This window comes from Bradyrhizobium sp. AZCC 1678, assembly GCF_036924765.1.
In the GTDB taxonomy this organism is placed as follows: Bacteria; Pseudomonadota; Alphaproteobacteria; order Rhizobiales; family Xanthobacteraceae; genus Bradyrhizobium; species Bradyrhizobium algeriense.
In genome coordinates this window covers 4,802,235-4,820,027 of the sequence record NZ_JAZHSE010000001.1, presented here as the reverse complement: position 1 = coordinate 4,820,027, position 17,793 = coordinate 4,802,235, and the positions used below count along the sequence as shown (strand labels likewise).

Here is a 17,793-nt window from a genome sequence, read left to right as displayed (position 1 = left end):
GATCCCGCGGATCTCTGCGATCCCGGTCGCGGGAGAGGAAATGTCCGATGGACACGAGGACAAGCGCTGACTGTTACGGCGCCAAGGTTGGAATGGAACTTCGGTAATGCGTTTTCTGGTCCGGTTTTTGGGTTTTCTGTTTACCGCCGGGACTGTCGTGTTCCTGGTCGGCGTGGCCGGTGTCGCGGGCGCGATCTGGCATTTCTCCAGGGACCTGCCGGACTATTCGCAGCTTCAGGATTACGAGCCGCCGGTGATGACGCGCGTGCATGCCTCGGACGGCGCGCTGCTCGGCGAGTATTCGAAGGAGCGGCGTCTCTATCTGCCGATCCAGGCGATGCCAAAACTCGTCACCAACGCGTTCCTCGCGGCTGAGGACAAGAATTTTTACGAGCACGGCGGCATCGACTTCACGGGCATGGCGCGCGCCGCCGTGGTGTATGCGCAGAACCTTGGCTCCAACCGCCGGCCGCAGGGTGCCTCCACGATCACCCAGCAGGTCGCGAAGAACTTCCTTTTGACCAACGAGGTTTCCTTCACGCGCAAGATCAAGGAAGCCTTGCTGGCGATGCGCATCGAGCGTGCCTATTCCAAGGACCGCATCCTCGAACTCTATCTCAATGAAATCTATCTCGGCCTCGGCGCCTACGGCATCGCCGCCGCATCGCTGGTCTATTTCGACAAATCGGTGAACGAACTAACGGTTGCGGAAGCCGCCTATCTGGCAGCGCTTCCGAAAGCACCGGCCCAGTTGCACCCGGTGCGCAACCGCGACCGCGCGGTCGAGCGGCGCAATTACGTGATCGACCGCCTGGTGGAAAACGGCTGGATCAAGCAGGCCGATGCCGACAAGGCCCGCAAGGAACCGCTGGCCGTGACCAGCCGGTCCAACGCCGCGCATACCTTTGCCGGCGAGTATTTTGCCGAGGAGGTCCGGCGCGACATCTTCGAGCGCTACGGCGAAAAGAAGCTCTATGAAGGCGGCCTGTCGGTCCGCACCACGCTCGATCCGAAGCTGCAGGTGATGGCGCGCAAAACCATGGCCGCCGGCCTCGTGAATTTTGACGAGGCGCAGGGCTGGCGCGGAGCTATCAGCAAGCTCGACATATCAGGCGATTGGGGCGTGAAGCTCGCCGATGTCAAATCGCTGAGCGACATCTCGCCCTGGCGAATGGCCGTGGTGCTGGAGACTTCCGACCAGTCGGCCCGTATCGGTTTCCAGCCCGGCCGCGAACTGGGCGGCGCGATCTCCAAGGACCGGCAAACCGGCCTCATTACGCTGGAGGGTGTCCGATGGGCAAAGGCGGCTTCCGCTCCGGCTCGCAGCAAGACGCCGAACTCGGTCTCGCAAATTCTTTCGCCGGGCGATGTGATCTACGCCGATCCGCTGTTCGGCAAGGACGGCCACGCGGTCGAAGGCCAGTATCGCCTGCGGCAATTGCCTGAAGTGTCCGGCGCCATGGTCGCGATGGATCCTTGGACCGGCCGCGTGGTTGCGATGGTGGGTGGCTTCTCGTTCGACCAAAGCCAGTTCAATCGCGCGACCCAGGCCTATCGACAGCCGGGATCGACGTTCAAGCCGCTGGTCTATTCGGCGGCGATGGACAACGGCTACACCCCAGCGACCATCATGATCGACGGGCCGATCGAGATCGATCAGGGGCAGGGCGCCGGCGTCTGGCGCCCGGAGAACTTTTCGGTCGGCAGTTATCGTGGTCCCATTACGCTGCGTGAAGCCCTCAAATGGTCGGTCAACACCGTGACGGTGCGGTTGGCGCAGGATGTCGGCATGCCCCTGATCGGTGAATATGCCAAACGCTTCGGCGTCTATGAGGAATTGCCGAACTATCTTTCCTATTCGCTCGGCGCCGGCGAAACCACCGTCATGCGGATGGTCACGGCCTATTCGATGTTCGCCAACGGCGGCCGGCGGGTGAAGCCGACCCTGATCGACCGCATCCAGGACCGCTACGGACGGACGATTTTCAAACATGACGCGCGCGAGTGCCGCGGCTGCGACGCGCCGGGCGGCTGGAAGAATCAGCCCGAGCCCCAGCTCGTCGACCGCAGGGAGCAGGTGCTTGATTCGATGACGGCCTACCAGATCACCTCGATGCTGGAGGGGGTGGTGCAGGGTGGCACCGCGTCGGTCATGCGCGAGGTAGGCAAACCGATCGCCGGCAAGACCGGCACCACCAGTGACGGAAAAGATGTCTGGTTCATCGGCTTTTCGTCGGATCTCGTCGTCGGTCTCTATCTTGGCTATGACAAGCCTCGCAGCCTGGGCAGAGCCGCGCAGGGCGGCCATACCGCGGCTCCGATCGTCAAAGAGTTCATGAAGCTCGCGCTCGCCGACAAGCCGGCGACCCCGTTCAAGATTCCCGCCGGCATCAGGCTGGTTCGTATCGATGCCAAGAGCGGCATGCGCCCCGGTCAAGGCGAGGGCGGCCGCACCATCCTGGAAGCGTTCAAGCCGGGCACCGCGCCGCCGGATAATTATTCTGTCGTCGGCGTCGCCGACCAGGACGGACGGATGCCGCAGGTAATTCCGCCTGACGCCGGCAATATGCAGGGAATCTCGCCTGACTCCGGCAATATCATGCGTCCCGGAACCGGCAGGCTTTACTAGTAGAGCGTTTTCCAGCGAAGTGGAGACCGGTTCGCGTCAAGAAAACGCGTCAAATCAAAATCCAGAGCCCGTTCCGATTGGGGCTCTGGCCGGCTTGCGGATTGCGCTTTGCGGCGTAGGCCGCTACATCCCTCGCATATAATTCAGTAGCGGTTCCGACCGCAGACGGAAGAGACCATGCGCGCCGAAATCGAACGCCTCGTTGAAGAGATCAAGCAGTCAGTCGGGCTGCTGAGGAGGCATCTTTGACGTCGAGAAATCCACGGCTCGCCTCGCCGAGCTGAACAAGCTCGCCGAAGATCCCAATCTCTGGAACGATCCCCAGAAGGCCCAGAAGCTGATGCAGGAGCGCACCTCGCTGGTGGACGCGCTCGAGGGCATCGGCAAGGTCGAGCGCGAGCTTGACGACAATGTCGAGATGATCGCGCTCGGCGAGGCCGAGAACGATGAAGGCGTGGTGGTCGAGGCGGAGGGCGCGCTAAAAGCCCTGAAGAAGGAAGTCGCGCGCCGCGAGCTGGAAGCGCTGCTATCGGGCGAGGCGGACCGCTTCGATTCCTACCTCGAAGTGCATGCCGGCGCCGGTGGCACCGAAAGCCAGGACTGGGCGTCGATGCTGCTGCGCATGTATACGCGCTGGGCCGAGGAGCACGGATTCAAGATCGAGTATCTCGAAGAGACTCCCGGCGAAGAAGCCGGCATCAAGTCCGCGACCATTCAGATCAGCGGGCACAATGCCTATGGCTGGCTGAAAACCGAAGCGGGCGTGCATCGCCTGGTGCGGATCTCGCCGTTCGATTCCAACGCGCGGCGGCACACCTCGTTTTCTTCCGTGGCGATCTTTCCGGTCGTCGATGACAGCATCAAGATCGACATCAAGGAATCGGACGTGCGCACCGACACCATGCGCTCGGGCGGCGCCGGCGGCCAGCACGTCAACAAGACCGAATCCGCGGTCCGCCTGACCCATATCCCGACCGGCGTCGCGGTGGTCTGCCAGGCCGGCCGTTCGCAGCACAAGAACCGCGCCCAGGCCTGGGACATGCTGCGCGCGCGGCTCTATGAAATCGAACTGAAGCGGCGCGAGGAACAGGCCGCCGCCGATCAGGCCGCCAAGACCGACATCGGCTGGGGCCACCAGATCCGCTCCTACGTGCTGCAGCCCTACCAGATGGTGAAGGACCTGCGTACTGGCGTGCAGACCTCCGATACATCAGGCGTGCTCGACGGCGACCTCGACGAGTTCATGGCGGCGACGCTGGCGCAGCGCGCCTTTGGCACCACGCCCGGCGCGGTCGAGGATGTGGATTAATCCATGACCAAAGTGGCCTTCATCGGGCTCGGGCGCATGGGCCATGGCATGGCCGGCCGCTACCTCGATGCAGGGTTTACGGTTGCGGTCTGGAATCGCAGCAAGGCCAAGGCGGAAGACCTGATCGCGCGCGGCGCACGCTGGGCTTCATCTCCGGCGGACGCTGCCGATGGCGCTGATGCCGTCGTGACCATGGTCGCCGACGACGGGGCATCCCGCGCGGTCTGGCTCGGCAAGGATGGCGCGGCTGCAACGATGAAGGCGGGCAGCCTCGCGATCGAATGCTCGACCGTCTCGCACCAGCACGCGCTCGACATGGCGCGCGAACTGCGCGGCCGCGGCCTGATCTATATCGATTGTCCCGTCACCGGCCTGCCGCAAGCGGCCGCTGCCGGAAAGCTGACTTTGCTGGTCGGCGCTGACGCGGCCGATCTCGATCGGGCGAGCCCTTATCTGTCGCCAATCGGCGACGTGATCAGGCACTTCGGCGCTGTCGGCACCGGCACCGTCTTCAAGCTGATCAACAACCTGATGGGCGCGGTGCAGATCGCGAGTCTGGCCGAAAGCGTCGCCATGGCCGAGCAGGCCGGGCTCGACATGAACCTCGTGGCGGAGGCGCTCTCGACCGGCGCAGTGGCGAGCCCGCAGGTGATCCGGCATTCAAAGCGCATGGTGGCGCGCAATTTTTCCGGCGCGTCGTTCACTGCGGCGCTGCGCCACAAGGATGCGGCCTATGCGGTGAAGCTGGCCGAAACGCTGCTGCCCGGCGTGCCCGTCAGCCGCGCCGCGCTTGCCGCCTATGAGAAGGCGAAGGCAAACGCGCCCGACGATGACGAAGGCAAGATGATCGAGATCGTGTCGCAGCCGAAATAGTCTTCGGAAATCGGGTGGACGGCGACGTGCGTCCGGTCCTAGCTGGTTGCGCGATTTCACCAGGTTCTTGCGAATGACAGTCAGCGACGGCCGGATCGATGCGCGTGACTGGACGTTGCTCGGCCTGCTCTCGGTGCTGTGGGGCGGATCGTTCTTCTTCAATGGCGTGGTGCTACGCGAGCTGCCGCCGTTCACGCTCGTGCTGTTGCGCGTGCTGCTGGCCGCCATGATCCTGCTGCCGGTGCTTTGCGCGCAGCGGCTGCCGTTTCCGAAGGGGTGGATGGGCTGGAGGCCGTTCTTCCTCGTCGCCTTGTTCAACAATGTGCTGCCGTTCTCGCTGATCGTCACCGGACAGATGTACATCCCGAGCGGGTTGGCTTCGATCCTCAATGCCACCACGCCGCTGTTCACGGTGGCGGTGATGGCGGCGGCGGGCGAGGAGAGGCTCATCATCGGGCGTGTGGCCGGTGTGATCGTCGGCCTTGTCGGCGTCGTGATCCTTCGCGGCAGCGGAGTGGGCTTTGCCAGCGGGCAGGGGCTCGGCGTCCTGCTGTGTCTCGCGGCGGCGCTGAGCTACGGCATCTCCGCGCTGATAGCCCGGCGCGCGCTATCGGATTCGCCGCCGCTTGCCACCGCCACGTTTCAACTAATGGCATCGAGCCTGATGATGGCTGTCGTCGCCGGCATTTTCGAACGGCCGTGGCAATTGCCGATGCCGGGCGCGGTAACATGGTTCGCGGTGCTCGGTCTCGCCGCGTTGTCGACGGCGCTGGCTTATATCGTTTTCTTCCAGGTCCTGCGGCGATCCGGCGCCACCAACGTCATGCTGGTGACGCTGCTTGTGCCGGTCACGGCCATCCTGCTCGGCTCCCTCGTGCTCGGCGAGCAGATTTCACCGCGTGAAATCGCAGGCGCACTGGTGATCGGCAGCGCGCTGCTAGTGATCGACGGCCGCGCGCTGAAGTTTCTCGAACGTTAGTTCGCTCGTACAGGCGATGCGAGCCAACTTGACATTTGCCTATATAGCAATACGATTTGCCCTATAAGCAAATGGGGAGCAGCGTGGTTTCGGCAGAAGCTGGCCGGCGCGCCCGCGAGGCGGCGCGCCTTGCCGCAATCGGAGCTGTCATTCGCAGGGCCCGCTCGGCGCGCGGTTTGACGCTCGATGAACTCGCCGGAATGGTCGGGCTATCCGTGACATTTCTCTCGCGGATCGAGCGTGGACTCATCGCGTGTTCGATCGGCAATCTCCTGGAAATTGCCGGCGTCCTTCAGGTGCCGCCGGCTGAATTGTTTGCCGACGTCGAAGGCGAGGATCGGACCCGCGCGTATCGCGTGGTGCGGTCAATCGATGCCGTTCCATCGAAGGGCGCTGACGCAAACTATGCCTGGCGCAAGCTCGCTTCGGGCGTGGGCGAGCAGCGGCTGGAAACTTTCCAGCTCGAATTGTCGGCAAAACCGCGCAGGCCGACGCTGGTCGCGCATCCCGGCGAAGAGATGTGCTTTGTCCTCGAAGGCAGTGTCGAATTTCAGGTGGGCGACGAAACCATCGCGCTGGAGCGAGGCGATTCGATTCATTTGCGCTCGGACGTACCGCATATGGCATGGGCGCGCGGGTCCGGCAGTGCGCGCCTGCTCATGGTGACATCAATCGAAAATCAGTCGGCCATCGCGGTCGAGTGGTGGAGCAATATTGCGGGCAGGAAAAGCGAACGAGAGAGCACGGCAAAAGGGAGAGCAAAATGAGTGCTGTCAGGAGCAAGGAGATTCCCGATACGGCGGCCGCAAATGCGGAATTGACGACCGCGCGCGAAGCCTCGCGAAAGGACCACAAGCCTTACGAGGCGCGCCATTTCGAGGAAGTCGATTGGGAGACGATCCGGTGGCCGGGCCAGACAGGCAAAATGCTTTTTCATCCGCGACCGGAACGTCCGACCGAACCGAACGCGGGAATTCTGCGGCTTGAGCCCGGCGCCTATCACCCCGAGCACTATCATGGCTTCGCGCAGGTCTGGCATATCCTGAAAGGCGAGTTTTCAATCGACGGAACGCTGCATGGTCCGGGAACGGTGCTGTTCCATCCCGACCCGCACTTTGAGGGCGAATTCCGCACCGAAACGGGCGGGGAGATATTCATCGTCCAGTATCCCGGTCCGACGACCCGGTGAGCGCCCGATCTATAGCGGCCGGTTCAACATGGCGGAACGCAAGACGGTTGCGAGCGAGCGCGTCGATCTCTGAACCGGCGGATCACCCGATCTCAGGGAAGAAGCGAATTATCGCGTGCGCTGGCTGGAAGCCGATGTCTTCTTCCAGTCGGCGAGCCAGTTTCTGAACCTTCCGCTATCGCGCTCGCCGCCATGCCAGGCCGCGTGCACGGTGCCGTCGTCGGCGACCATGATGACGGCATCGAGCCCCTTGGAGCGGCGCAGCGTGTCGATCGCCTGCTGCGGCGTTTGCGCGATCGGTCCTGCGACATTGAAGGAGGTGTTGACGGACAGCTCGACGCCGATACGGCGGCCGAGCGCCGTGAGATAGGCATGGGTGAGGGGATCGTCTTCAGCGCGCACGATCTGGATTCGGCCGGTGCCGTCAGCGTGAATGACGGCTGGAATTTTTTCGCGCGCGTGCGGCTTCGAATGCGCCGTCAGCACCATGTAATTATAGGCGTTGTAATCGGCATCCGAGGCGCCGGGCAGCAGTTCGAAATATTCTCGCGCGGCGTCCAGCGTCGCCATCGGCGCCAGCGGGCGAATGGCCTCACGGTATTTGACGCGCTCGTTCAGCCGTTCGCGCGCTTCCGCGTCGCAGGGGTTGGCGAGGATCGAGCGATGGCCGAGCGCGCGGGGACCGGTTTCGGCCGCGCCCTGATAGAGCGCAATCACGCCGCTCTGCGCCACCATGAATGCCATCAGGTCGGCGATCGCGTCGCGGCCGTCAGAGGTCGAGATATCCCCGATCCGTTGCGAGGCGATGTCATTGGCCTCGACCGCGCTGACGATATCCTCTTGCGATGGTGGCGTGCCGCAATAGAAAGCATGCGTCATCGGTGCGCCGCGCGGGGCGCCGGCGAGATGCGCGAATAGCCAGGCGGCGCCGATGGTGACGCCGGGATCGCCGGGAACCGGCGGCACCCAAAGATGCAGGCGCGTGTTGCGCTGCTGGGCTTTGGCGAACCAGGCCTCATCGAAATGCTCAAGCAGCCGCATATTGCCGACCGCGTTCAGCGCGACGCCGCCGGTCAGCACCAGCCGGTTGGCACCCGTGGTGCGCAACAGGTGATCGACGACATGGATCATGGCGTCTTCGAACACCAGTTGGGTAGCGGCGGCCTTGTCGAGGCGGTCCCTGGTATCAGGGCGGTGATGGATGTCCTCGACACGCAGCACCGCATCCGGATTCCAGAGCTGGTCCGGCTTGAGCGGTTCGCCGAGTATCTCTGTCAGCGCCTGCTTGTAGGGATGATCGAAGGGGTCGCAATACCAGTTAGCCATCGCGCGGTTGAGCCGGACTTCGCCATCGCGGCCGAAATGCAGCACGTCGCGCAACCGCGCATAATAGGGATTGCTGGCGCGGTCCATGTCGCCCCACGCGGCGGCGCCCATGTAGCGGCCCTCGCTGGACAGCCAGGTCCAGCCGCCCTGTGTCGAGGAAATCACGCTGTAGAACGCGCCGAGTGAATCGAACATGCTGTCGTTGCAGTAGAGCGGGCGCATCGCGCCATGCTCGACGACGTAAAGCGAGATCGAGCCCTGATCGCCGGTTCCGTCGAGCACCGCAATCGCCGTCGGCTCGCCGTCATCGGCGAACGGTGAGGCGGCGTAGGAAAACCAGGCGTGGTTGTCGTGATGCGGCAGGCAAATCAGCGGCACGCGCTCGGCAAGCTCGAACTGGCGGGCCAGGATCTTTGGCGTCCGCGTCATCTGGTCGAGGCGGCGGCCGTCGAAGCCTGCGGCTTCGGTGGTGCGCACGAGCTTGAAACTCTGTGGCATTTCTTCGATCACCGAGCGCGCCAGCGTGCCGGCAAGCGTCGGATAATCCCAGCTCGTGAGCCAGGCATCGATGTCGCCGATGTCGCGGCCCATCTCCCGTAGCGTCGCCACCGCGGCGTCGACCGACAATTTGGGATACTCTGTCGTGTGCTTGTTGCCCGAAAAGCGCTCTTCCTCATTGTTGACGATCAGCCGCGGCCCGTGAGCCTGCGTCACCTCGACCAGCGCCAGACCTGAATTATGCGTGCCGGGTGCGCCGAGGCCCGCGAGATAGACCGTTTCGCCGCGCGCAAGTTTGTCGCGCACATGCGCGATCCGCGCATCGGCGAATTCCGAGCCGAGCTGGTGAAATCCCGCAGCCCCCATGGTTTTCGCCGCGAGCCAGCGCGCGAAACGGAAGCCGAGGCCAGCGAGCCTGGGATGCCGCGGGCCAATTCGTATGTCTGGTTTCAACCTGTCCAACCTCTGGGCCTTGAACGCATGGCCTTGCACGCATGGTAATGACGCGAACCTGCATCAATCACAATTGGCGCCGGGCAACAATGCTGTTTCGTCATACGGAATAAGCACATGCTTGCAACTGTTGATGCGACTTGCGAGACTTGCCCGCAACAAGACCGAAAAAAATAGGGGGAGAAAACGATGCCGGTTCGCATGCAGAACCTTGTTGCCCTGACCGTGTTCGCCGTCGTCGCAACGGTCGCCACCACAGCCCACGCCCAGAAAAAATACGATCCCGGCGCCAGCGATACCGAAATCAAGATCGGCAACATCATGCCCTACAGCGGCCCGGCGTCGGCCTATGGCACGATCGGCAAGGCGCAGGCGGCCTATTTCAACAAGGTCAACGCCGAGGGCGGCATCAACGGCCGCAAGATCAATTTCGTCAGCTATGACGACGCCTTCAGCCCGCCGAAGGCGGTCGAGCAGGCGCGCAAGCTGGTGGAAAGCGACGAGGTGCTGCTGATCTTCCAGCCGCTCGGCACGCAGTCCAATTCGGCAATCCAGAAATACATGAACGCCAAGAAGGTCCCGCAGCTCTTCGTCGCGACCGGTGCGACCAAATGGGGCGATCCGCAGAACTTTCCGTGGACCATGGGCTGGCAGCCGAATTACCAGAGCGAAGGCCGGATCTACGCCGCCTATATCCTGAAGAACTTTCCGAACGGCAAGATCGCGGCGCTCTGGCAGAATGACGATGCCGGCAAGGACCAGATGAAGGGCTTGCGCGATGGCCTTGGCGCCAAGGCCAGTATGATCATCGTCGACAAGTCCTATGAGGTCTCCGATCCCACCATCGATTCGCAGATCGTCGCGCTGAAGGATTCCGGCGCCGACATCATGATGACCTGGGCGGCGCCGAAGGGCGCGGCGCAGGCGATTCGGAAGGTGGCCGAGCTCGGCTGGAAGCCGGTCTATTTCATCGGCAATGTCTCGACCTCGGTGGCGGCGGTCCTCAAGCCAGCCGGCCTCGATAATTCGAAAGGCATCATTTCAACGGCCTATCTGAAGGATCCGACCGATCCATTGTGGAAGGACGATCCGGGGATCAAGACCTGGCTTGCGTTCATGGACAAATATTTCCCTGACGGAGACAAGACCAACGCCAACAATATCTACGGCTATGCGACGGCGCAGACCATGGTGCAGGTGCTGAAGCAGTGCGGCGACAATCTCACGCGCGAGAACGTGATGAAGCAAGCCGCGAGCCTGAAGGATTTCACCAGCGAGGTGCTGCTGCCCGGGATCAAGATCAACACGGCCGCCAACGACTTCTTCCCGATCGAACAGATGCAGTTGATGAAGTTCAACGGCGAAGCCTGGGAAGTTCGGCGACATCATCGCCGGGGAGGTCGGGCATTAGAGTCCGGTTCTGATTTAATCAGAACCGGACTCTAGAATCTTCTTTTGACGCGTTTTCTAAACGCGAACCGGTGTCCGCTCTGGAGGGATAAGGCACCACGGCGTGGTGCCTGTCCTCGGCCCTCACTATCCCGGAATATCCGGCTCCACGAGTAATGCGAGCTGGGCGAGCGACTGTTGCCAGCCGAGATAGCAGGCTTCGACCGGAATCACCGTCGGCACGTTTGTCTGTTCGATGTTGATCTCGGTTCCGACCGACACCGCTTTCAGGGTCACAGTGACCTCAATGACGCCGGGCAAATTGGGATCGTCGAAACGATCGGTGTAGCGGATACGCTCATTGGGCACGATTTCCAGATATTCTCCGCCGAACGAATGGCCTGTGTTCATGGTGAAATTCGTGAATGACATCCTGAATGTGCCGCCAACCTTCGCTTCAAAATGGTGAACCTTGCAGGTGAATCCGTAGGGCGGCAGCCACTTGGCCATGGCGTCCGCATCAAGGAAGGCACGAAAAACCTTCTCCGGCTTGGTGGCGAGGACACGGTGCAAACGAACGGTATTGCCTTGGGACATGACGTTATTTTCTCCATTACTGAGCGGAGTATATCGCAGGATTTAGTTGGGTTAGCTCCGTCTCTGCCACAAGGACGCCTGGCCTCCCTGCGAGCCGACATGGGGGCAAAAAAATTTCACCGACGCGGGCGTGCGCCGGTTCCGTTTAGGTGACTGTGGAGCGGCGAGGGTAGAATAGAGCGAGTATTCCGCGCACGATCGACAAGCGAGCACGCCAGTTCTGGCGGCGTGATGCTAGCCCGCGCTGAGCCTCACGCCGGCGCGCAAAAACTTCTGCGGGTCGACCGCGTCGCCGTCGATCCGCGTTTCATAATGCAGGTGTGGGCCGGTGGAGCGGCCGGTGGAGCCGACGGCGCCGATCACCTGTCCGATCCTGACGACGTCACCGACCTTGACGTGAATTTCCGACAGGTGGCCATAACGAGTCGACAACCCGTTGCCGTGGTCGATCTCCACCATGCGGCCATAGCCGCCCATCCATCCCGATGACAGCACCTTGCCGTTCGCGGTGGCGCGGACGGGATCGCCGGTGGCGGCGCGGAAGTCGAGGCCGGTGTGCATGGCGGGGCGGCCGAGGAAGGGATCGCTTCGGACACCGAAGCCCGAGGTGAATTCGACCTCGCCGACAACAGGCTTGCGGTAGGGCACCAGCGCCAGGGTCGCGTTGAGACGCTGCATCTGCGAGCGGGTGATATTGATTCGGTTGAGCTGGCGCTCGAATGCGCCGGCATCGGCCGAAAGCTTTACCGGTACGAACGGGCCGCCAATGGCCGAGCGCGGCGTCGCCGCTTCGAGCTGCGCCATGTCGAGGCCGAGATCGCTGAACACGCCGCGCATCCGGCGGACGCGCGATTCCATGCTGTCCTCGACCGCGGTCAGTGCCGCCATCTGGCGCCGCTCGACGGAATCGAGCGAGGTCTGCAGGCGGACCAGCACATTGTCGAAGCCCTGAACCTTGGCAAACTGATTTGGCTGTGGCTTGACGGCGATGGGCGCGCGCGATTCCAGCCGCGCTTCGCGATCCGGTGGCGCCACGAAGATCACGGTGTCGCTGATCGGGGAGGGTTTCAGGGTGCCGGAAGCCGGCGTCTCCACAGCCGCGCCGCGCGCCGGAGGCCTGACCGAACCGGTGGCCGCGGCATCCGGGATCGTGCCGAGGGCAGTGGCACGCGATTCGAGTGCGGTCTGGCGGCGCATGATCTGGTCGAGCTTCTGGTCGAACTGCTCCTGATCGAGCAACTGGCGGCTGGTGGTGCGGTCGACCTTGGCGCGCAGCTCCGCGATGCGGTCCTCATAAGCGTATTGCATCTCGGCCTGACGGGCGATCAGCCGGGTCAGGACGTCGTCGCGAAACGCGAAATAGGTGGCGGTCGCCGCCGACCACATGCCGAGCAACACGATCGTGCCGACAACGATCCAGAACACGACTGGGCCGAGCCGGACCTGCTTGCCGGCATGCACGATGGTGTAGCCGTCACCGTCGATCGCAGCCGCCTTTGCCGCATAGTTGGCGGGACGGCGGGGCGGCGTCCGGCCATGATCGTGAGGATGGTGGTGATCGGAATAATGATGACCGGAACGGTACGACATCGGCACTCCCGCGCCGGTCGGAGATGAGTTCCGTACGGCTCAATTTGCGTGCCGATTTGACCCTTTCATGGTTAATTTTTGGGAAATGGAACCTGTCAAATCAGAGGGCGCGGACGGCGGCCAGCACGTCGTCGGCATGGCCGTCGACCCGCACATGACGCCAGATTTTGGCGACTCGACCATCGGCCCCGATCAGAACCGTCGTTCGAATGATTCCCATGAAGCTCCTGCCGTACATCGATTTTTCGCCCCAGGCGCCATAGGCCTCCAGCATCTCATGCTGCTCATCCGAGATCAGAGGAACCGAAAGCCGGTGCTTGCTGCGGAAGGATTCCTGGGCTTTTACGGTGTCGGCCGAGATGCCGAGGACCGCGGCTCCCTCATCGGCAAACGCGCTCTCGAGCCGCGTGAAGTCGATCGCTTCCCGGGTGCAGCCGGGGGTGTCGGCGCGGGGATAGAAGAACAGCACCAGTTTCTTGCCAGCATAGTCGGCCAGCGAGACGCTACTGCCGCCATCGCGGGGCAGCCTGAAGGAGGGAGCCATCGCGCCCTCGACCAGTTCGGTTCCCAGATCCGGTTTGGGCGGAGCCGATAGATTGGATTTTAACGGTTTCGATGGCGGCTTGTGCGACGCTTCGGCAGGAGCGGCTTTGGCGGTTTTGGCCATCTTGTCCGGTTTTCTGACGGTTGCCTTGGCGGCGGATTTGGCTGCCTTGCTGGCGACCTTGGCGGCAGGCTTTTTGGCCGATGTCGTGTCGCTGCGGCTAGCGGCTTTGCGAGCGGGTTTGGCCGCGGCTGGTTTTGGGGCGGGCGTCTTGCGGCTTTTGGGGGCTGGCTTGGAGGATTTCTTGCGCGTTTTCTTGGACATACGCCTTCCTTTCGTCGCTTTCCGCAGATCAACCATTAGGGTATTGCGGGTCTTGCCTCTGACCGTCGGATTCGCTCCGGCCGCTGGGCAAGTTTGATGACCCGGGAGTATGGTTACAAGGAATTCGACGCTACCCCCGTCCGCTCGTCGATGGGACCGCCCAATCAATCCTTGGGCCCGACCACGAGTAACAGTATTAATCGAGGATTGGCAGCGATGCCGGCACAGGAGCGCTCGATAACGATCGAAGAGCGCGCCGTTGGCGGCGATCAACCTCAGCGCCGACACCGAGAGGCAATGGCTAGGAACACTTCGCCCAAGGGGTCGAATCCGCGTGCCGAGGCCCACAACTCTCAGTGGGATGATGCGGGCGGCTGGGATCAAGAGCCTGACGAGGCGGCGCGCCATCGGGCAAAGCGGCTGCTCTCCCGCCCCAGTTCCGGCCGGCTGGGCGACAAATTTGCAGCGCTGCAACTCCGGCTGACCGGCGAACGCTGGGTCAAGCGCCTGGCGATCGTGATTGCCGTGCTGGCGGTAATCTTCACCAGTTGTTTTGGCGGTCTGTGGTGGCGGCTCGGCGCCGGGCCCATCAATCTCGATATGGCAACGCCTTGGCTGGCGGCCGCTATCGAGGAAAATATCGGCCATGGAAATACGGTCGAGGTCGGCGGTACGCAGATCGAGCGGGCCGGACGGATTCGAATCGCGGTGCGAATCCGCGACATCGTGGTTCGCGACCGTGACCAGGTCGTCGTCGCCACCGCGCCGAAGGCCGAGGTGAAACTGTCAGGCACGGCGCTTCTGATGGGACGGCTGCGTGCCGAAAGCCTCAATCTGGTCGATGCCGAACTCGCGGTGCGAATCACGCCGGACGGCCAGGTGACGGTGTCTGCCGGCGACACCGCCAAACCGCTGGCGACCGGCGTTGCCTCCAAGCGCGATGCCGGCATGGCGCCGACATTCCCCCGTCCAGCGCCTGCGCCCGCCCAGGGCGTGACGGCGACGGTGCCCGACACGACGCAGAACGGATTGCTGGCCAGCCTCGATTGGCTCGACAGCCTCAGCCTTAGCGGCCTCGACGGTCAGAACCTGAACGAGATCGGCCTCAAGAACGGCAATCTCGTCGTCGACGACCAGCAGCGCGGCAACAAATGGACGTTCGACAATATCAGCCTCAGCATGCGCCGGCCGAGCGGCGGCGGGGTCGCGGTGAGCCTTGGCGAGGAGGGCGCACGCCCGTGGTCGCTCAAGGTCGTGGTCGGGCCGCCGCAGAACGGCGTGCGGTCGGTCGATCTTCGCGCCGACAAGGTGCCGGCCGCCAACATCCTGCTGGCGATGCGGGTCAAGGATCTCACCTATAGTGCGGAATTGCCGCTGTCTGGTGAGCTGAAGGGTGAACTGGGGCGCGATGGCGTGCCGACCTATTTGCGCGGCAAGGTCATCGCCGGGGCCGGGAACCTGATCGATAGCGATACGCCCGATTATCCGATGCCGATCGATTCGGCGGAGATGAGCGTCGAATGGGATTCCGGACGGCGGGTGCTGGTCGCGCCCTTCAAGGTCGTTTCCGGCGCGAACCGGATTACGTTGCTGGGTCATCTCGAACCGCCGAACGGCGCCACCACCGAATGGCAGGCGGGCCTTAGCGGCGGCACGATCCTGCTCGCCGGCACCGACAACGAACCGCCGCTGATCTTCAATCGCATCGCGATCGGGTTGAAGTTCGACACCGACCGCAAGCGCGTGCTGCTCACGCAGGCCGATATCAGCAATGGCGAGATCGGCATCGCCGGCACTGGCAGCGTCGACTATGCGAACGAGGCGCGTCTGCAGCTTGGTTTCGCGGGCACGCCGATGTCGGCATCGGCGCTGAAACGGATGTGGCCGGTCCTGATCGTGCCCGAAGTGCGCGAATGGGTGATCGAGCGGATCGAGAAGGGTACGCTTCAGCGTATCGAGGTCGGCGTCAATTCGCCGGTGCGTAACTTGTCGCGCAAGGGGCCGCCGATTCCGGATGATGGTCTCGCCGTCAACATCGTGGCCTCCGGCGTCACGGTGCGCCCGGTGGATGAAATGCCCTCGGTTCGCGATGCCGATTTGAAGGCGCGGGTCACCGGCCGCACCGCGACGGTGACGATCGGGCAGGGCGTCGCCGACACGCCGGCCGGACGCAAGATCAACATTTCGGATTTCATCTTCGAGGTGCCGGACATGGCGCCGAAGCCGTCACCCTCGCGGGTGAAGTTCAGGGTCGATGCTCCGGTGCCGGCCGCCGCAGAGATTCTCGCCTCAGACCGTCTCAGCGACGTCTCCGGCACCTTAATCGATCCTAACTCCAGCAAGGGCAACATTACCGCCTCCATCACGATGGGCATGCCGGTCAAGGGCTCGCTGACCAAGGCCGACACCACCTACGCCGTCACGGCCGATCTCTCCGGGTTTGCCGCCGACAAGCTCGTGATGAACCAGAAACTGGAATCCAATACGCTGAAGCTGGTCGCCAACAATTCCGGCTACCAGGTCAAGGGCGACGTCAAGATCAACGGTCAGCCAGCCTCGCTTGACTATCGCAAGCAGAACGAGGGCGACGCCGACATCAGGCTGCAGGCGACGCTCGATGACGCCAGCCGCCAACGCCTCGGGATCGATCTCGGGTCCGCCGTCAGCGGCTCCATTCCGATCAAGGTGATCGGCAAGATCGGCGAGAACGACAGCCGCGTCGGCATCGAGGCCGATCTGACCTCGCTACGTCTCGACAACATCCTGCCGGGCTGGGTCAAGGTGCCCGGCAAGTCGGGCAAGGCGACGTTCATCGTGGTGAAGAAGGAACAATCGACACTGTTCCAGGACATCGTGGTCGAGGGCGGCGGCGTCTCGATCAAGGGATCGCTGGAAGTCGACCAGAATGGCGACCTGTTGAATGCGAACTTCCCGACCTACGCGCCATCGGACGGCGACAAGACCTCGCTGAAAGCCGAACGCGGCGCTGACGGCGTCGTGAAGGTCATGATGCGCGGCGACGTGTTCGACGGCCGCGGCTTCCTCAAGTCGGCGATAACAGGCAAGGAGGCCGATCCCAAGAACAAGTCCAGGAATATCGACCTCGACATCGACCTCAAGCTCGGCGCGGTGGCGGGATTCAACGGCGAGGCGTTGCGCAGCGTCGATAGCAAGTTCTCCCGCCGCAACGGCATCGTGAAAAACTTCACGCTGTCCGGCAAGGTCGGACGCGATACGCTGGTGACCGCGGATTTGCGCGGCCGCGCGCAGGGGCAGGGCCGGGACATCATCATCCTGCAGACCGGTGATGCGGGTGCCTTCTTCCGGTTCACCGACATGTACTCCAAGATTATTGGCGGCCAGCTCGAACTCGCGTTGGAGCCTCCGACCGTCGAACCCAGCGCCAAGGAAGGCCTGATCAACGTCCGCAACTTCTCCATCAAGGGCGAGGCTTCGCTCGACCGTGTGGCTGCTGGCGGCTCAACCGGCACGCAGAGCGGCGTTTCCTTTACGGCGTTGCGAGCCGAGTTCACCCGGCAGAATGGACAGCTCGCGATCCGCGATGGTGTCGTGAAAGGACCGATGGTCGGGGCGACCATCGAAGGCAGCATCGATACCGTCGTCAACCAAGTTCGGATGAGCGGCACCTTCGTTCCGATGTACGGGCTGAACAACATGTTCGGCCAGATTCCGGTACTTGGCCTGTTCCTCGGCAACGGCAACAATGAGGGCCTGATCGGCGTGACCTATGAGGTCGTCGGTACGCCGGGCCAGCCCGTGCTGCGCGTCAATCCGATTTCGGCGATCTTTCCGGGCGTGACGCGAAAGATCATGGAATTCAACACCGGCAAGCAGAACAACCCGATCGAATTCCCGCCGAATAATTAAGGCGGATCGGGTTGGAGTCGAATCGGTACGCCGTCAGCGCGAAGCATTAACGATTTCGTGTCCCGGCCGCAGTGCAGATGCTCTTGGGCGGCACACCGCAGGGCCCAGACACAAAATCGCGAAAACAACCCCATGCAAAGTAGAATAAGCCCCGGCTCGCAGCACTTTGGCTGCTCGCGTCCGGGGCAGGAGATGGTCCGCCACG

11 protein-coding genes and 1 pseudogene are annotated in these 17,793 nt (G+C 63.0%); 8 read left to right on the top strand and 4 right to left on the bottom strand.

Annotated features, from left to right (window positions below; translation table 11 throughout):
• Window positions 1-106 precede the first annotated feature (106 nt).
• The 6 genes from V1294_RS22815 to V1294_RS22790 all read left to right on the top strand — a co-directional run bounded on the left by V1294_RS22815 (window position 107) and on the right by V1294_RS22790 (window position 6,979).
• Window positions 107-2,629 carry a penicillin-binding protein 1A gene (locus tag V1294_RS22815; RefSeq protein WP_334500298.1) on the top strand — a complete coding sequence of 841 codons (2,523 nt, stop codon included), beginning with the start codon at window positions 107-109 and terminating at the stop codon, window positions 2,627-2,629.
• Window positions 2,630-2,806: 177 nt separating this feature from the next.
• Window positions 2,807-3,938 (top strand): peptide chain release factor 2 gene (gene prfB, locus V1294_RS22810; RefSeq protein ID WP_108521180.1). Its coding sequence is split into 2 segments (ribosomal slippage): window positions 2,807-2,875 and window positions 2,877-3,938, totalling 1,131 coding nucleotides; the frame shifts between segments, so codons are not numbered across the junction.
• A gap of 3 nt (window positions 3,939-3,941) precedes the next feature.
• Window positions 3,942-4,811 carry an NAD(P)-dependent oxidoreductase gene (locus V1294_RS22805; protein ID WP_334500295.1) on the top strand — a complete coding sequence of 290 codons (870 nt, stop codon included), beginning with the start codon at window positions 3,942-3,944 and terminating at the stop codon, window positions 4,809-4,811.
• A gap of 73 nt (window positions 4,812-4,884) precedes the next feature.
• The gene (locus V1294_RS22800) at window positions 4,885-5,790 is read left to right on the top strand and encodes a DMT family transporter (RefSeq protein ID WP_334500293.1); all 906 of its coding nucleotides are present in this window, start codon (window positions 4,885-4,887) and stop codon (window positions 5,788-5,790) included.
• An 83-nt stretch (window positions 5,791-5,873) separates the two neighbouring features.
• The gene (locus tag V1294_RS22795) at window positions 5,874-6,557 is read left to right on the top strand and encodes a helix-turn-helix domain-containing protein (protein WP_334500291.1); all 684 of its coding nucleotides are present in this window, start codon (window positions 5,874-5,876) and stop codon (window positions 6,555-6,557) included.
• Window positions 6,554-6,979 (top strand): cupin domain-containing protein, encoded by a 426-nt coding sequence (locus V1294_RS22790; RefSeq protein WP_334500289.1) that lies wholly within the window; start codon window positions 6,554-6,556, stop codon window positions 6,977-6,979. Before V1294_RS22795 ends, V1294_RS22790 begins: the two co-directional genes overlap by 4 nt.
• Before the next feature lie 108 nt (window positions 6,980-7,087).
• Here the strand turns inward: V1294_RS22790 and V1294_RS22785 are convergent, their stop codons facing one another.
• Window positions 7,088-9,256 (bottom strand): carbamoyltransferase C-terminal domain-containing protein, encoded by a 2,169-nt coding sequence (locus V1294_RS22785; protein WP_334500287.1) that lies wholly within the window; start codon window positions 9,254-9,256, stop codon window positions 7,088-7,090.
• A 189-nt stretch (window positions 9,257-9,445) separates the two neighbouring features.
• Between V1294_RS22785 and V1294_RS22780 the strand changes: the two are divergent.
• Window positions 9,446-10,667, top strand: a pseudogene (locus V1294_RS22780) (ABC transporter substrate-binding protein).
• A 125-nt stretch (window positions 10,668-10,792) separates the two neighbouring features.
• On the opposite strand, the gene V1294_RS22775 reads toward V1294_RS22780, so the two are convergent.
• From V1294_RS22775 to V1294_RS22765, 3 genes are all read right to left on the bottom strand, one after another.
• Complete coding sequence (locus tag V1294_RS22775; RefSeq protein WP_334500285.1) at window positions 10,793-11,242, bottom strand: SRPBCC family protein; 450 nt, start codon at window positions 11,240-11,242, stop codon at window positions 10,793-10,795.
• A gap of 234 nt (window positions 11,243-11,476) precedes the next feature.
• A complete protein-coding gene (locus V1294_RS22770; protein ID WP_334480451.1) occupies window positions 11,477-12,832 on the bottom strand; it encodes a M23 family metallopeptidase in 1,356 nt (451 codons plus the stop codon).
• Between the two features lie 100 nt (window positions 12,833-12,932).
• Window positions 12,933-13,973: a peroxiredoxin gene (locus tag V1294_RS22765; RefSeq protein WP_417021139.1), complete on the bottom strand. Its 1,041-nt coding sequence runs from the start codon at window positions 13,971-13,973 to the stop codon at window positions 12,933-12,935.
• Here V1294_RS22765 and V1294_RS22760 point away from each other — a divergent pair.
• Window positions 13,917-17,588, top strand: coding sequence for a YhdP family protein (locus V1294_RS22760; RefSeq protein ID WP_334500284.1), 3,672 nt, complete (start codon window positions 13,917-13,919; stop codon window positions 17,586-17,588). The genes V1294_RS22765 and V1294_RS22760 overlap by 57 nt on opposite strands.
• Window positions 17,589-17,793 lie beyond the last annotated feature (205 nt).

Excerpts from the sequence above, each read along its gene's own strand:
- V1294_RS22815 (WP_334500298.1), top strand. The coding sequence starts at position 107 with ATGCGTTTTCTGGTCCGGTTTTTGGGTTTTCTGTTTACCGCCGGGACT.
- V1294_RS22805 (WP_334500295.1), top strand. The coding sequence starts at position 3,942 with ATGACCAAAGTGGCCTTCATCGGGCTCGGGCGCATGGGCCATGGCATG.
- V1294_RS22800 (WP_334500293.1), top strand. The coding sequence starts at position 4,885 with ATGACAGTCAGCGACGGCCGGATCGATGCGCGTGACTGGACGTTGCTC.
- V1294_RS22790 (WP_334500289.1), top strand. The coding sequence starts at position 6,554 with ATGAGTGCTGTCAGGAGCAAGGAGATTCCCGATACGGCGGCCGCAAAT.
- V1294_RS22775 (WP_334500285.1), bottom strand. The coding sequence starts at position 11,242 with ATGTCCCAAGGCAATACCGTTCGTTTGCACCGTGTCCTCGCCACCAAG.
- V1294_RS22770 (WP_334480451.1), bottom strand. The coding sequence starts at position 12,832 with ATGTCGTACCGTTCCGGTCATCATTATTCCGATCACCACCATCCTCAC.
- V1294_RS22760 (WP_334500284.1), top strand. The coding sequence starts at position 13,917 with ATGCCGGCACAGGAGCGCTCGATAACGATCGAAGAGCGCGCCGTTGGC.